The organism is Jeotgalibaca ciconiae, from assembly GCF_003955755.1.
GTDB classification, from domain to species: domain Bacteria; phylum Bacillota; class Bacilli; order Lactobacillales; family Aerococcaceae; genus Jeotgalibaca; species Jeotgalibaca ciconiae.
On record NZ_CP034465.1, the window covers coordinates 920922 to 937905 of the forward strand.

General features: G+C 37.2%; 18 protein-coding genes. 8 read left to right on the forward strand and 10 right to left on the reverse strand.

Annotated features, from left to right (window positions below; all coding sequences use genetic code 11):
• Position 1: 1 nt before the first annotated feature.
• Complete coding sequence (locus tag EJN90_RS04250) at positions 2-613, reverse strand: TetR/AcrR family transcriptional regulator (RefSeq protein ID WP_126109023.1); 612 nt, start codon at positions 611-613, stop codon at positions 2-4.
• Between the two features lie 242 nt (positions 614-855).
• On the opposite strand from EJN90_RS04250, the gene EJN90_RS04255 reads away from it, so the two are divergent.
• Positions 856-1359: a Dps family protein gene (locus EJN90_RS04255; RefSeq protein WP_126109024.1), complete on the forward strand. Its 504-nt coding sequence runs from the start codon at positions 856-858 to the stop codon at positions 1357-1359.
• Between the two features lie 62 nt (positions 1360-1421).
• Here EJN90_RS04255 and EJN90_RS04260 read toward each other — a convergent pair whose 3' ends face one another.
• Together EJN90_RS04260 and EJN90_RS04265 are read right to left on the reverse strand one after the other, a co-directional pair.
• Entirely contained in the window at positions 1422-2126 is a 705-nt protein-coding gene (locus EJN90_RS04260) for a zinc metallopeptidase (RefSeq protein WP_126109025.1), read from the reverse strand.
• Positions 2127-2197: 71 nt separating this feature from the next.
• Entirely contained in the window at positions 2198-2821 is a 624-nt protein-coding gene (locus EJN90_RS04265) for a 5' nucleotidase, NT5C type (RefSeq protein ID WP_227872576.1), read from the reverse strand.
• A gap of 128 nt (positions 2822-2949) precedes the next feature.
• Between EJN90_RS04265 and EJN90_RS04270 the strand changes: the two genes are divergently transcribed.
• Positions 2950-3282, forward strand: a complete 333-nt coding sequence (locus EJN90_RS04270; protein ID WP_126109026.1) for a four-helix bundle copper-binding protein — start codon at positions 2950-2952, stop codon at positions 3280-3282.
• 58 nt (positions 3283-3340) lie between these two features.
• On the opposite strand, the gene EJN90_RS04275 is transcribed toward EJN90_RS04270, so the two are convergent.
• Complete coding sequence (locus EJN90_RS04275; protein WP_126109027.1) at positions 3341-4675, reverse strand: uracil-xanthine permease family protein; 1335 nt, start codon at positions 4673-4675, stop codon at positions 3341-3343.
• Between the two features lie 507 nt (positions 4676-5182).
• On the opposite strand from EJN90_RS04275, the gene EJN90_RS04280 reads away from it, so the two are divergent.
• The 4 genes from EJN90_RS04280 to EJN90_RS04295 are packed head-to-tail and all read left to right on the forward strand — an operon-like array spanning position 5183 to position 8399.
• Entirely contained in the window at positions 5183-6586 is a 1404-nt protein-coding gene (locus EJN90_RS04280) for an oxaloacetate decarboxylase subunit alpha (RefSeq protein WP_126109028.1), read from the forward strand.
• Between the two features lie 3 nt (positions 6587-6589).
• Positions 6590-6877 (forward strand): OadG family protein, encoded by a 288-nt coding sequence (locus EJN90_RS04285; RefSeq protein WP_126109029.1) that lies wholly within the window; start codon positions 6590-6592, stop codon positions 6875-6877.
• A 20-nt stretch (positions 6878-6897) separates the two neighbouring features.
• Entirely contained in the window at positions 6898-7254 is a 357-nt protein-coding gene (locus EJN90_RS04290; RefSeq protein WP_126109030.1) for a biotin/lipoyl-containing protein, read from the forward strand.
• Between the two features lie 14 nt (positions 7255-7268).
• A complete protein-coding gene (locus tag EJN90_RS04295) occupies positions 7269-8399 on the forward strand; it encodes a sodium ion-translocating decarboxylase subunit beta (RefSeq protein ID WP_126109031.1) in 1131 nt (376 codons plus the stop codon).
• A gap of 148 nt (positions 8400-8547) precedes the next feature.
• Here EJN90_RS04295 and EJN90_RS04300 read toward each other — a convergent pair whose 3' ends face one another.
• A complete protein-coding gene (locus EJN90_RS04300) occupies positions 8548-9255 on the reverse strand; it encodes a Crp/Fnr family transcriptional regulator (RefSeq protein ID WP_126109032.1) in 708 nt (235 codons plus the stop codon).
• Positions 9256-9402: 147 nt separating this feature from the next.
• Here EJN90_RS04300 and EJN90_RS04305 point away from each other — a divergent pair, with 147 nt between their 5' ends.
• The gene (locus tag EJN90_RS04305; protein WP_126109033.1) at positions 9403-10944 is read left to right on the forward strand and encodes an NAD(P)H-hydrate dehydratase; all 1542 of its coding nucleotides are present in this window, start codon (positions 9403-9405) and stop codon (positions 10942-10944) included.
• A gap of 437 nt (positions 10945-11381) precedes the next feature.
• On the opposite strand, the gene EJN90_RS04310 is transcribed toward EJN90_RS04305, so the two are convergent.
• Both EJN90_RS04310 and EJN90_RS04315 read right to left on the reverse strand, forming a co-directional pair.
• The gene (locus EJN90_RS04310) at positions 11382-12257 is read right to left on the reverse strand and encodes a glucose 1-dehydrogenase (RefSeq protein ID WP_126109034.1); all 876 of its coding nucleotides are present in this window, start codon (positions 12255-12257) and stop codon (positions 11382-11384) included.
• Positions 12258-12345: 88 nt separating this feature from the next.
• Complete coding sequence (locus EJN90_RS04315; protein WP_126109035.1) at positions 12346-12963, reverse strand: cob(I)yrinic acid a,c-diamide adenosyltransferase; 618 nt, start codon at positions 12961-12963, stop codon at positions 12346-12348.
• A 363-nt stretch (positions 12964-13326) separates the two neighbouring features.
• Between EJN90_RS04315 and EJN90_RS04320 the strand changes: the two genes are divergently transcribed.
• On the forward strand, positions 13327-14592 hold the full coding sequence (locus tag EJN90_RS04320) for an AI-2E family transporter (RefSeq protein ID WP_164544000.1): 1266 nt from the start codon (positions 13327-13329) through the stop codon (positions 14590-14592).
• Positions 14593-14634: 42 nt separating this feature from the next.
• Here EJN90_RS04320 and EJN90_RS04325 read toward each other — a convergent pair whose 3' ends face one another.
• The 3 genes from EJN90_RS04325 to EJN90_RS04335 are packed head-to-tail and all read right to left on the reverse strand — an operon-like array spanning position 14635 to position 16827.
• Positions 14635-15705, reverse strand: coding sequence for a hypothetical protein (locus EJN90_RS04325; protein WP_126109037.1), 1071 nt, complete (start codon positions 15703-15705; stop codon positions 14635-14637).
• Positions 15698-16447: a pseudouridine synthase gene (locus EJN90_RS04330; protein WP_126109038.1), complete on the reverse strand. Its 750-nt coding sequence runs from the start codon at positions 16445-16447 to the stop codon at positions 15698-15700. The genes EJN90_RS04325 and EJN90_RS04330 overlap by 8 nt, the downstream gene beginning before the upstream one ends.
• Positions 16448-16449: 2 nt before the next feature.
• Complete coding sequence (locus EJN90_RS04335) at positions 16450-16827, reverse strand: DUF1622 domain-containing protein (RefSeq protein WP_126109039.1); 378 nt, start codon at positions 16825-16827, stop codon at positions 16450-16452.
• Positions 16828-16984 lie beyond the last annotated feature (157 nt).

Here is a 16984-nt window from a genome sequence, read left to right on the forward strand (position 1 = left end):
ACTATTCATTTGATTCATTAAAAATGCCAGCCACATGATTAAAAAATAATTCATAACCATATTCTGCCATTTGATAAGTAGTTTCACGCATATCATCTTGGAGCCATGTATGAATAAGTCCTTGATAAGCGTATGAAACAGCTGACGCTAGGTATATAGGAGGAACTGAACCATCCAACTTTATAAAAATATCAGCAAAGTGATCTTTTAAAATTTCATTGAATTTATGGTGAAAAGAGTAACTGCTATTTTCACTCGTTAAGCTTTTGATAAAGCGATGGTGATCTTTTACATATTCAAATATAGCCGCAATGGAGTGGATAATTTCATCTTTTTCTTTTTCAGGAGAGCCATTCTCAACTGCTCTAGAAATAATAACTGCCCCCATTTCTCTTAACTCTATAAGTAACTGATTAACACTCTTTTCAAATAAATCAAACTTATCTATATAGTGTAAGTAAAAGGTTCCGCGGTTAATTCCTGCCAGATCTGTTATTTCTTTTACTGTGATTTCTTCAATCGCTTTTTGTTCCAATAATTCTGTCAAAGCGTTTAAAATCTCTTTTTTTGTTCGAATCACGCGACGATCAGTCTGCTTAGCATTTGTTTTCATGATAGCCTCCTCTTGTCTTTTAAATATTCAATTTATTTCTCTATTGATTAGTATTATTATAATATAACCGTCTCCTAATTAACAACATTTTTGCCAGAAAAGTTGAATAGTGGTGTCTTTGTTGATTAAAAAGCTCAATTATTTGATTCTTCTCTGAAGTACGCCTATAATTTATATAGAAGAGTTCGATCACTGAACTCTTATGATGAATTACATTTTATAATTGAGAGAGGGGAATATGAATGACAACAGATAATAATCGAGCAGCTCGTAATCCAGTAACAGCAAAAGACAATCAAAAAGTACAAGAATTGGTGAACAAAATCGTTGCAACAGAAGCAGTTTATATCTTTAAGCTATACCATCGTCATTTTTACGTAAAAGGAACCCACTTCTTTGTTCTACATGAAAAATTTGAAGAGCTTTATACAAATGCAACAGAAGTGTTTGATGAAATTGCAGAACGTTTGCTAGCAATTGGCGGTCAGCCATACAGTTCAATGACTCAATTCCTTGAACATTCTATATTAGAAGACTATCCACAAAATAACAATACTCCTGAAGCAGACATGGTTCGCGATACAATCAGTGACATTGAAGCAATCGTTAACTTGTTAGTAGAAGGTATTGAATTAACAGGAGAAGTCGGTGACTCTGTTACAGAAGATATCCTCATCGGATATAAAACGGAATACGATAAACAGCTATGGATGTTAAATGCATTTTTAGGAAACGAAATGTCATAAGACGAATATAGCAAAAAGAGTTAAGGCACATTGAAATGCCTTAACTCTTTTTTTTATCCATTTTAGTTTCTTCTGCGATTTCCGCCAAACAACATGACTAGACGTAATAGCTGCAGAAAACTCATGATTGCTGCTGCAACATATGTGAGAGCTGCCGCATTTAATACTTTTCTAGCTTTCGGTACTTCATCTCTTTCCAGAATTCCGCCGCCATCCAGAATTTGCAAAGCTCTTCTAGAAGCATTAAATTCTACTGGCAGAGTGACTACTTGGAATATAAACGTTAGTGAGAATAACAAAATACCCATTTGAATGAGAAAATCTGCTCCACCCATAAAAAGCCCAATTAAAATCATCGGCATGGAGATGGTCTGTCCAAAATTCACCACTGGGACTAACGCAGCACGAGCTCGTAATGGAATGTAATTCTCTTGATCTTGAATCGCATGTCCCACTTCATGGGCAGCTACTCCAATCGCAGCCACAGATGTGGATTGTGCCGTAGCATCTGATAAGCGTAAAACTTTGTCTCGCGGATCATAGTGATCTGTTAAGTCCCCTTGAATCCGTTCGACACGAACATCATAGATCCTTGATTTTTCTAGAATATACTGGGCAGCTTGAGTGGCTGTATAACCTTTTTTGCTTAATTCTTTACTGTATTTAGAAAAGCTACTTTTAACATATGCTTGAGCGATTAAAGAAATCACTAAACCAAGTATAATCAATAGATAAGTAGAATCAATCGGAAAATACATAAATGGCATCTTTTTTCCTCCTTTTTTTGAAAATTATAGATGTAAAATAAGAATTTTTTGTGAAGTTTTTCTTATTTGTATTATAAGATCGTATCCGATTTTTTCATCAGTTGATGGTATCTTTCGATGCGCCTTTGTTTTGTTTCATCAATTCGAGAATCAAATCCATCAACAAAGTGACCATAAACTTGTGACCAATTATCGACTCTCGTAAATGGCACTTGAATTCCCTCATTCAACTTCGCTGTATACAAAATTCCTGTTCCATTAAAATTTTCCAGCTGTTTGATCGTATCGTCAATTAAATAATCCGCATTGACAACTTGCTTATTTCCACAAAAGATAAAATAATGTGGATTTAAAAATGGAAAATGTTCCTCCAGCCAGCTATATTTATCGAAAAAAGTTCCTGGCACTTCCATAGCTGCTGTTGCGATATAAACATTATATTTTTCATTGAGAGATTCTACTACTTCAATCGCATCTTTCTTCACCGCTAAATCTCTCGTAAAACCAGGCTTATTGAATTCTTCCAAAATAAACTCGATCATTTCATTAGTAATTTTTTCTTCTTTCCCTACTTTCGCTAAATCATTCGGCGTAAATTCCTCATTATAAGTTTCGTTAAAAATTGTTAACATTTTTTCTGTTGTTCCGCAAAGAACATCGTCCATATCAATTGCTATACTGAATTGTTTGTCCACCGATAACTGGCCCCCTAATGAAACATACTTCTTTTCTATATTGTATCATATTTGATATCATTTGATTCTTCCAAAGAACAGCTCTATAATTTAATTTGTAAGAGGATATAAAAAGGAGAGAGATAGACATGGAAGAATCTGTAAAAGACTTGATGCAAAAGCTGACAGACTGTATTACTGCTTGTAACCATTGTTTTGACCAATGCCTCCAAGAAGATGACGTAAAGCATATGACTGAATGTATTCGGACTGATCGAGAATGTGCCGACATTTGTACCATTGCCCTTAGTTTCTTGACACGTGAAGGTAGCTTGAAAGCTGATTTGCTTCAATTATGTGCCATTACTTGTCAAGCATGTGGAGATGAATGTGAAAAACATAGCCATGACCATTGTCAAGAATGTGCAAAAGCTTGCTTTGCTTGCGCAGAAGCTTGTCGAACACATCCATTAATTGCATAATTAAGTAGAACATGAAAGAGGGGATGAGCAAAAAGCTCATCCCCTTCCTTTATTTCCCTTACATTTCTTCCACGTGTTTTTCTTTATCTAATGACATTTCAGGAACATCTTTTGGTGCATATTCTTCTTCATGAGGAAGAATCAGATTTAAGACAATTCCCGCAAGAGCACTCAAAGCTGTACCAGATAACGAGATAACACCCATATCTAAAGATGCGCCGCCTAGCCCTAACACAAGCATCGAGCTAGCAATGATTAAGTTGCGTACTTTGCCAAAATCGACTTGTTCTTCAATCAACACTTTTAATCCGTTGCTTGCAATAACTCCGTACAGCAAGATCGACATTCCGCCCAACACTGCATTTGGAATTGTCGAGATCAAGGCTGTAAATTTCCCTAAGAAACTCATCGCCATAGCGAGAATTGCTGCGTTACGAATGACAGCAACAGAGGCAATACGTGTCATTCCTACTACTCCCGTATTTTCTCCGTAGGTTGTGTTGGCAGGCCCGCCAATAAACGCTGAGACTGCAGTTGCTACCCCGTCGCCTATTAGCGTACGAGACAAACCTGGATTTTTTAAAAATTCGCGATTACAAATTTTGCTTAATACAGTATGATCTCCAATATGCTCAGAAATGGTAACTAATGCTACTGGTACTAACGCCAACGCTTCTGGTCCAAAGTATAATTCATAAGAGTCAAAATAGGCTGTTTCAAAAGGCAGATAGAATTGGGGTATTTCAAACCACTTTGCTTCAATAACCGGTGTGATATCAACAATACCAATTACTGCAGCTACAATGTATCCTCCAACGATTCCACATAAAAAGGGAATAATTTTGAAAAATCCCTTTCCTTTTGTATTCACAAAGGCTGTAATCAAGAATGTTACCGTCGCAACAAAAACATTTCTTAAATCTCCTCCGGACACAAATCCCGCATTCGTTACAGCAGAACTTGCCAAGCCCAAGCCAATTACCATAATCATTGGTCCAATTACGATAGGGGGCAACAGCTTATCGATCCATTTTGTTCCTATTAATTTTACAAGAGTGGCTGCAATAACATAGATGAATCCGACTAAAATAACACCTGTTTGTGCTGCGCTAATGTCTCCGCCCATCTGTTCCATCGCAACACCCATCGCCGTAATATAAGCAAAAGACGAGCCTAGATAAACAGGAACCTTTGCTTTCGTCGCGATTTGATAGATTAGCGTCCCAATCCCGCTTGCAAATAAAGCAACCGAAACGGGCATTCCTAAAATCAACGGTACTAGAATGGTTGCACCAAACATGGCAAAAACGTGCTGAAAACTTAATAAAATACCTTTTAAAAATGGTGGCTTTTCTTCTACATCCAACAATAATGGTCTTTGATTAATTGCCATACCTATATTCCTCCTAATTTTGGGCATAAAAAATGCCTTTTTTGAATGAATTCGCAAAAGGGCCTATAGGTATCAAATATTAAATTTGTACCCTTCTTGATCTCTCTGGATCAGCTTAAAGGACTTTGCTCCGATTAGTATAGCAGAATCTTTTTTTTAAAACAACAACTACATGAATTTTTTGTGTAGAAAGATTCAATGAATTTTAATCAAATTTTCGCTAAACTATTATATTTTTTTCAAGATGTTTTCACATATATGAGTTAGTATGGAATCAAACCTAATATTTTCTGATTAACTGGAAACGGAAGCTGCAACTTCCTCTTTTCATCCTAGTCATTTGTTAAAAATGAACGAAGAGCTCCTCCTCAATGAGCTCTTTTTGTTTTGTCTAATTTACTGACATCTGTTGCTTTTTGGTACTATCTTTTCTACAATAGAGTTATTAAAGTTTTAATCGTTCGTGTTTTTGTAAGCGCTTAATAATTGAGAAAGGAAGTGAATAGATTGTCTAGTAAACTAATCAATATCAACGAAACAGTCTTAAGAGATGCTCATCAAAGTTTGATGGCAACTCGAATGAGCACAGCCGACATGTTGCCGATTATTGAAGTGATGAACCGAGCTGGCTATTATGCCTTAGAATGTTGGGGAGGCGCTACCTACGATGCTGCTATACGTTTTCTAGATGAAGATCCCTGGGAACGGCTGCGGGAAATCCGAAAACGTGCACCCGATGCAAAACTTATGATGTTATTACGCGGGCAAAATTTAATTGGTTATCGTCATTATGCGGATGATATCGTCGATAAATTCATTGAAAAATCGGTCGAAAACGGTATTGATATTTTCCGTATTTTTGATGCTTTAAATGATCCACGAAATATCCAATCCTCTTTCGATGCTGTCAAAAAATATGGTGCACATGCTCAGTTGACAATTTGTTATACCATCAGTGACGTTCATACAATCGCCTACTATACAGATCTGGTAAAACAATTCGTAAATATGGGCGCTGATTCGATTTGCTTAAAAGATATGGCAGGCATCATTACTCCAAAAGTTGTCAGAGAACTGGTTACTGCTATTAAAAAAGTGACGGATATTCCTCTAAACATTCACACACATTCTACAAGCGGAATTGCTCAAATGACTTATTTAGCAGCTGTGGAAGCGGGCGTCGATATCATCGATTGTGCGATTTCACCTTTTTCTGAAGGAACAAGTCAACCTACCACAGAATCAATGGCTCTTGCTCTCGAAGAATTAGGATACAAAACCAATCTCAACATTGACCGACTGGAAGAAATTGCTGATTACTTCAAAGGTATTCGTAATAAATATTTGGATTCAGGCATCCTAGACCCTAAAATGCTTTTTTCAGATCCCAAAGCTCTTATATACCAAGTTCCGGGTGGCATGCTCTCCAATCTCAACTCTCAATTAAAACAGGCCAAAGCAATTGACCGCTATGATGAAGTGCTTCAAGAAGTTCCTCGAGTATGGAAGGATTTAGGTTTTCCGCCTCTTGTCACGCCCATGAGTCAGATGGTCGGAACGCAAGCTGTTTTTAATGTCTTAGCTGGCGAACGCTATCGTATGGTTCCTACCGAAGTAAAAGATTACCTCCATGGCAAATATGGAAAGACGCCTGTACCAGTCAAAGAGGATTTTCGTAAATCAATCATTGGTGATGATAAAGTCATTACTCATCGCCCGGCTGATGATATCGCTCCTGAATTTGAAAAACTAAAAAAAGAATTAGGTGAATTAGCTAAAACGGATGAAGATGTTTTGACTTATGCGCTATTTCCTCAAGTAGGAAAAGCCTATTTGAAAAAGAAATATCATCCGGAAGAAGATGAGAATCACCCTATCAGAATTCAAGCTCGTTATCGGAGAGGAGGATAAAAAATGTCTGACTCATTTGGTTTAATGGATGGCATCATTGTGACAGTAGTGGCAATGGCCGTTGTCTTTATTGTTCTCTCCTCACTATGGGGACTTATGGAATTGGTTCGCAGACTAGTTGTATCATTTAGCAAGAGTAGCGTTTTAAACGCCGAACCAATAGAAACAGAAACAAAACTTGTTGCGGACCCCGAACGAGAAAAAATAGCAGTTCTCGCAGCTCTTACACTTGCTTACAACGACCACCCCACAAAGAAGTATGAAATTATTGAAGTAAATCGAGTTAAATAGCCACAAGGAGAGTGATTCACATGAAAAATTATGAAATTGAAGTAGATGGACAAGTATATCACGTCAAAGTCCGCGAATTGCCGGATGACGCAGATATGTCTGCATCTGCAGGAACAGAAAAAGCGGTTGATGAAAATAAAACCACTTCCAAGTCACCTTCAGCTTCTGGAACCCAAATCAAATCTCCCATGTCGGGTAGTATTCTACAAGTTCTCGTCAAGCCTGGACAATCCGTAAAAGCCGGAGACAATTTACTCATACTTGAAGCAATGAAAATGGAAAATGAAATCGTCGCACCTGAAGATGGAACCGTAAAAGAAGTGCTTGTCAAAGCAAACGACAACGTAGAATCTGATCAAATACTGCTAGTATTTTAGAGAGGAGTGTTCTTATGCTGAAAGCATTAATCGACTTGTGGAATACTTCTGGCTTAGCAAACATGACGTACAAAGAAGTCACCATGATTGCCATTGCCTGTATCTTTTTATATTTAGCAATAAAGAAAGGCTATGAACCCTACTTACTAATCCCGATTGCTTTTGGTATTTTATTAGTAAATCTCCCTTTGACTGGATTAATGTATCCCCCAGAAAATGGAGAACCTGGAGGACTTCTATATTATTTATTCCAAGGTACCGATTTAGGCATCTATCCTCCTCTTATCTTTTTATGTTTGGGAGCCTCAACGGATTTTGGCCCATTGCTAGCTAATCCAAAGACTCTCCTGTTGGGTGGTGCCGCCCAGTTTGGTATTTTTGCAGCTTTCTTTGGGGCTCTAGCGTTAAATATGACTCCTGAAGAATCCTCTGCCCTCGGCATTATTGGGGGCGCGGACGGTCCTACCGCCATTTATTTAACAGCCAAATTAGCCAGCCACTTATTACCCACCATTGCCTTAGCTGCTTACTCTTATATGGCTTTAGTTCCGATTATTCAGCCCCCTATTATGCGACTATTAACGACCGAGGAAGAAAGAAAAACAGAAATGAAACAGCTTCGACACGTAAGTAAGACAGAAAAGATTTTATTTCCTATTATTACCACCATTTTTATCAGTTTAATTGTTCCATCTGCTACTGCATTAATTGGTATGCTTATGTTAGGAAACTTGATTCGGGAAAGTGGACAAGTTCCAAAGCTAACGGAGACCTTACAAAATGCGATGATGTATATCATTACCATCATTCTGGGTATTACGGTTGGCGCAAAAGCAACAGGAGAACTTTTCTTATCCCTTACCACCTTAAAAATTGTTGCATTAGGATTATTTGCTTTTGCAATTGGAACAGCATCTGGAGTGCTGATGGGCAAGGTAATGTATAAACTTAGCGGCGGAAAAATCAACCCGCTCATTGGTGCTGCTGGCGTTTCAGCTGTTCCCATGGCTGCACGTGTTGTCCAAAAAGAAGGCATCAAATACAACCCATCTAATTATTTATTAATGCACGCAATGGGACCTAATGTAGCAGGTGTCATTGGATCTGCGGTCGCTGCTGGAGTGCTATTATCATTCTTTGGATAAAACAACAAGAGTGGAAAAAAGGCGTTTAGCCCCGAATCTTCTAACGGCTATAGCAACTGGAGCGAATAATACTCAGATGGTCTGCAACCATCTGAGTATTGTTTAGGTAGAAACAGAATCCGAATCTTGACCACAAGCATTTTTTACCTTAAACAAGAAGAAGTGTATCAGCGTCCTTTATAATAATACGTTTATTGGTAACTTGCTTAATCAAGTCGCGTTCTTCTAAAGAGCTTAGTTTTCTACTCAATGTTTCTGGTGTAGTTCCTAAATAAGAGGCTAAATCTTTTTTTGTCATCGGCAGAATCACTTCTTTTTCCCCTTCCTCTAGCAACTCTACTAAAAACATCGCTAAACGAGCTTCTACCTTTTCAGTAGCTACAAGAGTAGTTTGCTTTTCAGATTGGTCCAAACGATTGGAAAATTCTTCCATAATTTTCAAGGAAATAGCTGGATATTTTGATAGTAATGATTGGAGGTCCTCCCTTGTCACCATACAGACGGTTGTGTCCTTCACCGCCTCTGCAAAAGAATCGTGATGTGAGGTACGAAAAACAGCTAATTCACCAGTAAAATCTCCAGGATTAAGAAAGCGCACGAGTTGTTCTTTTCCAGATTCAGTTAGATGAAAAATACGTACTAATCCTTTATTGATAATGTAGAGAGAGTCCGCAGTGTCATCTGGTTGATAAATATATTCTCCTTTTTTGTACTTCTTTGATTTTGCAAGTTTAGCAATTTCGAACATTTGCTCATCCTCTAAATGATTAAAAATAGGGACTAAGGAAACACATGTCGTATGCACATCGATTTCTTCATGATTATGGTGGTTACAAGAGATACATGATTTATTCATTTTTAATAAGCTCCTTTATTTTGAAAGTCCTTCTTTATTATATCGCAAATTACTTCATCTTCTATTTTACCAATAAGGGACATAAATTTATTTGATATCCATCAAGTGTTATAATAGTTTTGAAGAAAATGGGGGACTGTATAAATAATGAAAAAATTAGTAAATAGTAATCAGATGAAGAAAATTGACTCTTATTCTATTGAAACAATCGGAATCCCTTCCCTTGTTTTAATGGAAAATGCAGCTAATCAAGTAGTCACTACTATGCAAAAAAATATTACAAAAGAGGATATCATCCTTGTCATTTGTGGATCTGGAAATAATGGCGGAGACGGTCTGGCAATTGCTCGTATCTTACTAAATCTAGGCTATCAAGTAGATGTCTTTTTTGCTGGAAAAGAAGCTTCAATGACAGAAGAAACGCATAAACAGATGACGATAATTGAAAATTTAGATATGGTTATTTGGAACGCAATCGATGAAATCAATTTCGCCAACTATACGATCCTTGTTGATGCTTTAGTTGGCATTGGCCTGTCTGAAAAATTAACAGATGCTTATAAGCAAATTGTAGAGAAGATGAATCACCATGAGGGGTCTATTTATGCCGTGGATATGCCCACAGGTATTTCAGCAGATGACGGTAAAATTATGGGCATTGCTGTAAAAGCAGACTACACGATTACCTTTGGCCATCATAAAATAGGACAGGTTTTATTCCCCGGAAGTGATTATTGTGGGAAACTCATTGTATCGGATATTGGTTTTCCGCCCGTAGCGATGGATTCCATCCATTCTAAATATTATTCCTACGATAAAAAAGATTTAGAGAAACTTCCTAAACGTAAGGCTTATTCAAATAAGGGGACATTCGGTAGAGTATTAGTGATTGCTGGATCTGAAAACATGAGCGGCGCAGCCTATCTTTCCGCAAAGGCTGCATTCCGAACAGGTGCTGGTTTTGTTGAAATATTGACCACCGAATCAAATCGTAGTATTATTCAAACGCAAATACCTGAAGCAGTATTAACAACTTATAACCCTGAACAATTAAATGAAGAGAAAGAAAAAATAAAAAAATCAGTTCAGCAAGCTGATACGGTTGTGATTGGTCCCGGGATTGGTGTTTCAAAAGAAAGCCACCAATTATTAGACTTAGTCACTTTATATGTAGAACCTCCTGTTGTGTACGATGCAGATGCCATTAATTTAATTTCTGAATATTACAACACTTTTCCGTTGTTAAGAAATAACACTTGCAGTCGATTGAATGAATTTTCAAATACACTTCCGCCTTACTCAATTATCACGCCTCATCTTAAAGAACTTGCCCGATTAATGGATAAAGATGTCAGGGAACTCCAAGACAACTTACTAGATACAGCTGATAGATGTGCAAATGATTCAAAATTAATCTATGCGATAAAAGATGCTCGTACAATTGTTACTCATAAAGATGACCGCTACATCAATCATTCGGGAAACAGTGGCATGGCTACAGCTGGAACCGGTGATGTATTGACTGGAATTATCGCTGGGCTGTTAGCACAAGGACTAGAACCTTTTGAAGCTGCTAAAATGGCTGTCTATATCCATGGATTGGCCGGCGACTACGCAGCAAGTCAAAAAAACGAGTACAGTCTGATTGCGACAGATATTATTGAAGCTCTTGGAGAAGTGATGAAATAAATTCTTTTTAATGGCGTTTATCTAACGAGCTCTATACTTATTATATGCTAATGGAGAATAAGAAAAGCGGACAAGTCCGCCTTGGCCTATGAAAAAATAGGAAATTTGACCCTGAATTGTCAGGAGACTTCACGCTTCAGCGGGTTAGTCGAATGATATGCGTTAGCGAGCAGCGAAGCGCGCAATGGGCCAAATTTATTTTTTTTCACTAGGTCAGGACTTGGGAGCTAGACATTGATGGCTGAACTTATAATCCCCTAGTCTATAAAAAATGACGAACCTGCAAACGGGTTCGTCATTTTGTGTTTAACTGCTGCTTAAAGGTGTTCTGAACCCCAGATAGCTTTTTGGTTTTAGAAATAACGTTGGTTCAAAAAGTCCAACTCATTATTTCTGCCATAGCATAGGTATCTAAGTACAATCCATAACATTCTTTTTTAACCGTTGACGACTTCCCCTCCGTTTACGTGGATGGTCTGTCCGGTTACATAACTTGAATCATCACTTGCTAAATATACATAAGCAGGTGCACATTCATAAGATTCGCCTGCTCGTCCGAGTGGTTGTCCGCTGCCATGTTCTTCTTTTGTGCGTTCTACTGTTGCAGGAATAAGCGGCGTCCATATTGGACCAGGAGCTACAGCATTCACTCGGATTTTCCGATCGGTAAATTCCTTATTTAGAGCGAGGGAACGAGTAAAGGCCACGATTGCTCCTTTTGTAGAAGCATAGTCCAATAAATTTGGAGAACCGCGATAAGCGGTAATCGAAGCAGAGTTAATAATACGAGCTCCTTCGCTTAAATGATTAAACGCCGCTTTCACAAAATAAAACATTCCAAAGATATTGGTTCGGAAAGTACGGTCTAATTGTGCAGCGCTAATCTCCAAAATCGATTCTTTTTCTAATTGTTGTGCAGCATTATTTACTAAAATATCAATTTTACCAAACTTTTCAACAGCACCATTCACTACTTTTTCTGCAAATGATTCGTCTCCAACATCACCTGTAAACCAAAGTACTTCTGCACCATATTTTTCACAAAGGGTACGTGTTTTTTCCGCATCCTCTTCGTTATCTATATCTGTTAAAACTAACTTTGCACCTTCTTTTGCAAAAGCCACCGCTGTCGCCGCGCCAATGCCGCTGTCAGCTCCAGTAATAATAGCTACCTTGTCTTTCAATTTGTCAGCGGGTTGATAGTCAGGATTATCAATCTGTTCTTCAGGATTCATGTCACTGCTTTCATCTTCTTGGAAATACCCTTTTTTAGGCTCTTCTGTCTCGATGATATCTCTTTCTTTATCCGTCATTACGTTTCCTCCTTCTCTATTTGCACCTTAAAGTTACAAAATAATTGTAGCAAGAAAGAAAGAAGATAGCGAATAATACGATATGGAATTAATCTTTATTCTTTTTTTCAGCTTCACGCTTTTCCCTAGATACATGAAACACTTTTTCACTGCGATCATAAGGCACATCAGCCACTTCATTACGCACATTCAGTACGCGAGCAACAATAAAAAAATAATCCGATAAACGGTTAACAAATTTTAAGACATGTGGATTTACCTCTTCTGGTTCTTCTTGTATAAAGGTAACGAGGGAACGTTCTGCATTTCGTGTAGTAGTGCGAAGAACATGCATCCAACTAGCTGCTTCTGTTCCGCCTGGAATAATAAAATAGAAGGTCTCAGGAGGCTCTTCACTATATCGATCAACTAATCCTTCTAACCACTCAATATGTTCTCCTGTTATTTTATAATCACGGTATCCTTGCGGCACAGATAAATCGGAAGTACAGTCAAATAAAAATTGTTGAATAGTTCGTATGTCTTCACGAATATCGCCCGCATAAGGATTTTTTGCCAAAGAGGCTTCTACCAACCCACACCAAGAATTAATATGATCTACTTCACCAAATGCATTGATTCGTGCATCATTTTTCTCAACAGCCTTTCCGCCACCGATTCTTGTTTTTCCTTTATCCCCAGTTCTCGTATATATAGAAGGTTTCATAAATTAAACTCCTTTGTATTCATTTTTTATTATTGTACTACATTTCTGATAGCTAGCTAACCATTAATGGCGAAAGTAATTTATGCTACCCTACTAAATTGCGTCGAATTACTATGGAGCTTCTGCATGATTTCATCTAGTCGTGAACTTTCTAACTGTCACTGGATGAGAATAAGTGTGAATCTCATCCAGTGGTTCATGCTCAAGTTTCTACTTGATGAGAATCGATGTTATTCTCGTCGAGTGAGGAGCATGTCAACTGTTCACTAGATGAAATTGCGAATATCCATCTCTGGTACGAGCTATTTTATTGGCTATTATGCTAAACTAAAGTTAAATTAAATAATGAATGAGGTGTCTTTAATGGAAAAAGATCAATCCAAGATAAATTCTGAGAAAGACGATATGCGTTTTATAAAATTTTGGGGCGGGAAAAAATTACTATTTACATTTACTGCATTAATTATGTTGGGAATTTTGATCATGATCTTCAATCATATTTCTTTTATTTTCCGTCCGCTTCAAGTTATTTTTTCAACCATTATCGCTCCAATTATTTTAGCAGTGGTATTCTTTTATATCTTGAACCCGCTTGTTAGTTGGTTTGAAAAAAAGGGCTTGCGTCGTACATTTGGCACGATTATCGTATTTGCCGTTTTTCTGCTCTTATTGGCGTACGGATTAATTTTATTAGTCCCTATTTTAGTGGAACAAATTACGGAATTTGTAGACGATTTTCCCGAATACATTAATGTCTTGACAGAGCGAATCGAAAATTTTGCTTCTGGCAGCATATTTGAATCTTATTACAATGATGGTATGGAGTCCATTAATAGTGTAATTGGAGACATTCCATCCATGGTGTGGGACTGGATCAGCAATTCTTCTCAAAAAATCGTGGATGTTTTCTCTACAATTTCCAATGTAGTAGTGGTAATTTTTACTTTCCCGATTATCCTTTTCTTCATGCTGGCAGATCGTGGGAAGTTTAAACCATTCATCATGAAGTTGATTCCGCCAATTTTCCGACATGATATTACAATAGTGTCAGATCGTATCACGAAGGTTGTAGGATCTTATATCGTGGGAGAATCAATGGTAGCACTAAGTCTCGGTGCATTATTATTAGTAGGATATTTAATTATCGGCCTGGATTATGCGTTCGTTCTAGCTTTTATTGCTACTGTAACTGCAATCATCCCTTATATCGGTGCAACGATCGGAATTGTACCGGCAGTAATCGTGGCTGCCTTTACGTCTCCTGCCATGTTATTGAAAATGGCGGTTGTTTGGTTAATTGCACAATTCATTCAAGGAAATGTCATCGAACCGAGCATTATGGGAAAGACGTTAAAAATGCATCCATTAACTATCATTATTGTTTTGCTCATCATGGGTAACCTGCTTGGCGTTCTCGGAATGATTCTGGGAGTACCATTGTTTGCGATTCTAAAAGTATTATTCGAATATTTCTTTGAAAAATTCAAGAAGCGCTATAATCGTTTTTACGCTTTGGCAGATGGTCCCTATCAAATCGATCCTGAACTAGCTGGTGACAATGTAGTAATGGATGAAGAAGGAAATACGTCAGAAGAGACTACTGAACAAGAAGAGAATAAAACTGAATAAAAAAATCTCCATATATAGCATAAAAGCTACGTATGGAGATTTTTATTTTTGTATAAAATAACTTTCTACTTGATCCAAACTCCCAGGCACCATTTTTAGTAGAATCGGTCCCGCTAAAAATAATTTTTCTGATGTTTCTTTATTTTTTAGATAGACAAAATGAGAGCAATACAAGAGGTCATCTTTACGAAACATATTCATTGGATCATACCCGCTGATTACAGCTCCAAAAGGAACTTCTTCATGTGGTACAGCCAAAAAACTCTGAAGGGTTTCGCTTTTTAAGTTTTTTTCTGATTCTAATAAATGGCTGATTTTTTGATTTTTTTCAATCTCTACGTTTGTAAAGGTTAACTGAAATTCAATTTGTTCATAAATCGGTGATTCTTCGGACAAATTTTGATTCCATTCATAACCCAATTCCTGTAACGCAAAATAGAATAATGAGCCTGTATAATAGCATATCCTCCGAATATCAAATAACAAGGGAGATTCCTTCTCCAAAAGTTCCCAATAATTTTTTATTTTTTTCTGAAACTTTTTCTCATCTAACAGTTTTAGTGCAGATAACCCTACAAATTCCGCAGCGCCTTCAATGGTCTCTAACTTCAGTTCATGTAAAAAATGCTCGCCAATAAGTTTTTTTCGCACACTTCTTATTGCAACATAATTTGCGAAATATTTTTCTTTTTCTGCTTGGTCATTTTTCCGAAATATTTGCACAAAAGATTGGTTTTCTTGGTGCTTTAATTGAAAATTTTCTAACGACAAGGGATAATTCAGCATCGCTAAATCGTTCGCAAAACGCATTTCTCCTTTTTCTGTTTGAAAACAATGGAACATTTCATGAATTAGATTCGATAGTAAAATGTCATCATCTTCTGGATCATCCATTTGAATATTCCAAATAGCTAATGGTTCTCCTTCGAAAGAAATGGATGTATTAGCTAAAAAGCGCTCATCCCAAGGAATCTCTCTATCGGCAAAGTAAACCATTTCGTCATCGTAAAGTGCGAAAGGAAAAGGATAAAAACCTTCCCATAAAGATTCAAAATGGACAATATCCATTTTTTTATAGATTCGATTATACAACATTCGAATTGATTCATTCATTTATATCTGTCTCCTCTTTTTTATAACGAAAATAGGGTTTTAATGATTGTAACTCACTTAACGTAAGCGGCCGATATTCTCCAGGCTGCAAATGACAATCTAACACTAACGGTCCCATGGCAATTCGTTTTAAATAGGTTACTTTTTTTCCTTGTGCAAGGAACATTTTCTTCACTTGATGAAACTTTCCTTCTTGAATACTCAGGCGAACACAACTTTCGTTTTGTGAGCTGGAAAGAACCGATAACTGCGCCGGCTTACATCTCTCTCCCCCTATAAAAACAATGCCAGCCAAAAATGCTTCAACATCTCCTTCCGTAACGACTTCATTTACGATTGCTTCATAAGTCTTCATGACTTTTTTATCAGGCAATAATAATTGATAACCTAATTGACCATTATCAGTTACCAATAATAATCCCTCTGTATCCCGGTCCAAGCGTCCTACTGGATATAAATCATCCTTTTTGTCTTCTTCCTTCAATAAATCTAAAATTGTTTGACGATTTTTATCTGTTCGTGCAGTTACAACGCCAGCCGGTTTATTGAATAAATAATAATGCTGCCTTGGAACTGAAACCACTTTGTTCTCGACAGTAAGCTCATGAAGTTGACTATCCACATTATAACTGCCATCTGTAATCACTTTTCCATCTACTCTTACTACTCTTCTTTGAAATAGCCGCTTCACTGTCTTTCTTGAGCCAAATCCGTTTTCTTCCAGTACTTTATCTACTCGCAAGTCTAATGCCCTTTCTTTTTAAAACGATCACTTAAATTCCGGTGCTCAATCGCTTCACTTTTTTCGCTCGATTCAATTTCCCAATGAATGACATAGGTCAAGACAACACGTAAAATTACGATAGCAGCTAAGATAACAAATTCATCAAGCGTTTGAATAATAACAGACTTCAAAATTTCCGCTGCAAGTTTAAATTCCAAGCTGTAAGACAATGCCTTCGCTAAATCGAGTTTTGGATCACTTACCATTAAATTTCCGCCTGCAAATATAAATAATATAATCGAACGTATAACACCATAGACGACAATTATAACGCCAACCATCTCAATCAAGCTCGCCAAATTTGGGATAAACAATGTTAAATAATGATGCAGATCCATCTTCCAGCCTCCCCCATCTCTTTATTTCTTTTATTGTACCTTTTCTGAGTGTAAGAGAAAAGAGAGATAAGATTTGAAGAGTGTTTTTCTTACAACATTTCTCCACTTTTGCTTCCCAAATAATGTCAGAGAAAACTTACAAAAAAAGCTCTATCGT

What these genes read in the sequence shown, in the direction of transcription:
- EJN90_RS04270 (WP_126109026.1), top strand. Translation starts at nt 2,950, where the DNA reads ATGGAAGAATCTGTAAAAGACTTGATGCAAAAGCTGACAGACTGTATT.
- EJN90_RS04310 (WP_126109034.1), bottom strand. Translation starts at nt 12,257, where the DNA reads ATGACGGATAAAGAAAGAGATATCATCGAGACAGAAGAGCCTAAAAAA.
- EJN90_RS04275 (WP_126109027.1), bottom strand. Translation starts at nt 4,675, where the DNA reads ATGGCAATTAATCAAAGACCATTATTGTTGGATGTAGAAGAAAAGCCA.
- EJN90_RS04255 (WP_126109024.1), top strand. Translation starts at nt 856, where the DNA reads ATGACAACAGATAATAATCGAGCAGCTCGTAATCCAGTAACAGCAAAA.
- EJN90_RS04300 (WP_126109032.1), bottom strand. Translation starts at nt 9,255, where the DNA reads ATGAATAAATCATGTATCTCTTGTAACCACCATAATCATGAAGAAATC.
- EJN90_RS04325 (WP_126109037.1), bottom strand. Translation starts at nt 15,705, where the DNA reads ATGAATGAATCAATTCGAATGTTGTATAATCGAATCTATAAAAAAATG.
- EJN90_RS04320 (WP_164544000.1), top strand. Translation starts at nt 13,327, where the DNA reads ATGGAAAAAGATCAATCCAAGATAAATTCTGAGAAAGACGATATGCGT.
- EJN90_RS04315 (WP_126109035.1), bottom strand. Translation starts at nt 12,963, where the DNA reads ATGAAACCTTCTATATATACGAGAACTGGGGATAAAGGAAAAACAAGA.
- EJN90_RS04295 (WP_126109031.1), top strand. Translation starts at nt 7,269, where the DNA reads ATGCTGAAAGCATTAATCGACTTGTGGAATACTTCTGGCTTAGCAAAC.
- EJN90_RS04305 (WP_126109033.1), top strand. Translation starts at nt 9,403, where the DNA reads ATGAAAAAATTAGTAAATAGTAATCAGATGAAGAAAATTGACTCTTAT.
- EJN90_RS04285 (WP_126109029.1), top strand. Translation starts at nt 6,590, where the DNA reads ATGTCTGACTCATTTGGTTTAATGGATGGCATCATTGTGACAGTAGTG.
- EJN90_RS04335 (WP_126109039.1), bottom strand. Translation starts at nt 16,827, where the DNA reads ATGGATCTGCATCATTATTTAACATTGTTTATCCCAAATTTGGCGAGC.
- EJN90_RS04260 (WP_126109025.1), bottom strand. Translation starts at nt 2,126, where the DNA reads ATGCCATTTATGTATTTTCCGATTGATTCTACTTATCTATTGATTATA.
- EJN90_RS04250 (WP_126109023.1), bottom strand. Translation starts at nt 613, where the DNA reads ATGAAAACAAATGCTAAGCAGACTGATCGTCGCGTGATTCGAACAAAA.
- EJN90_RS04290 (WP_126109030.1), top strand. Translation starts at nt 6,898, where the DNA reads ATGAAAAATTATGAAATTGAAGTAGATGGACAAGTATATCACGTCAAA.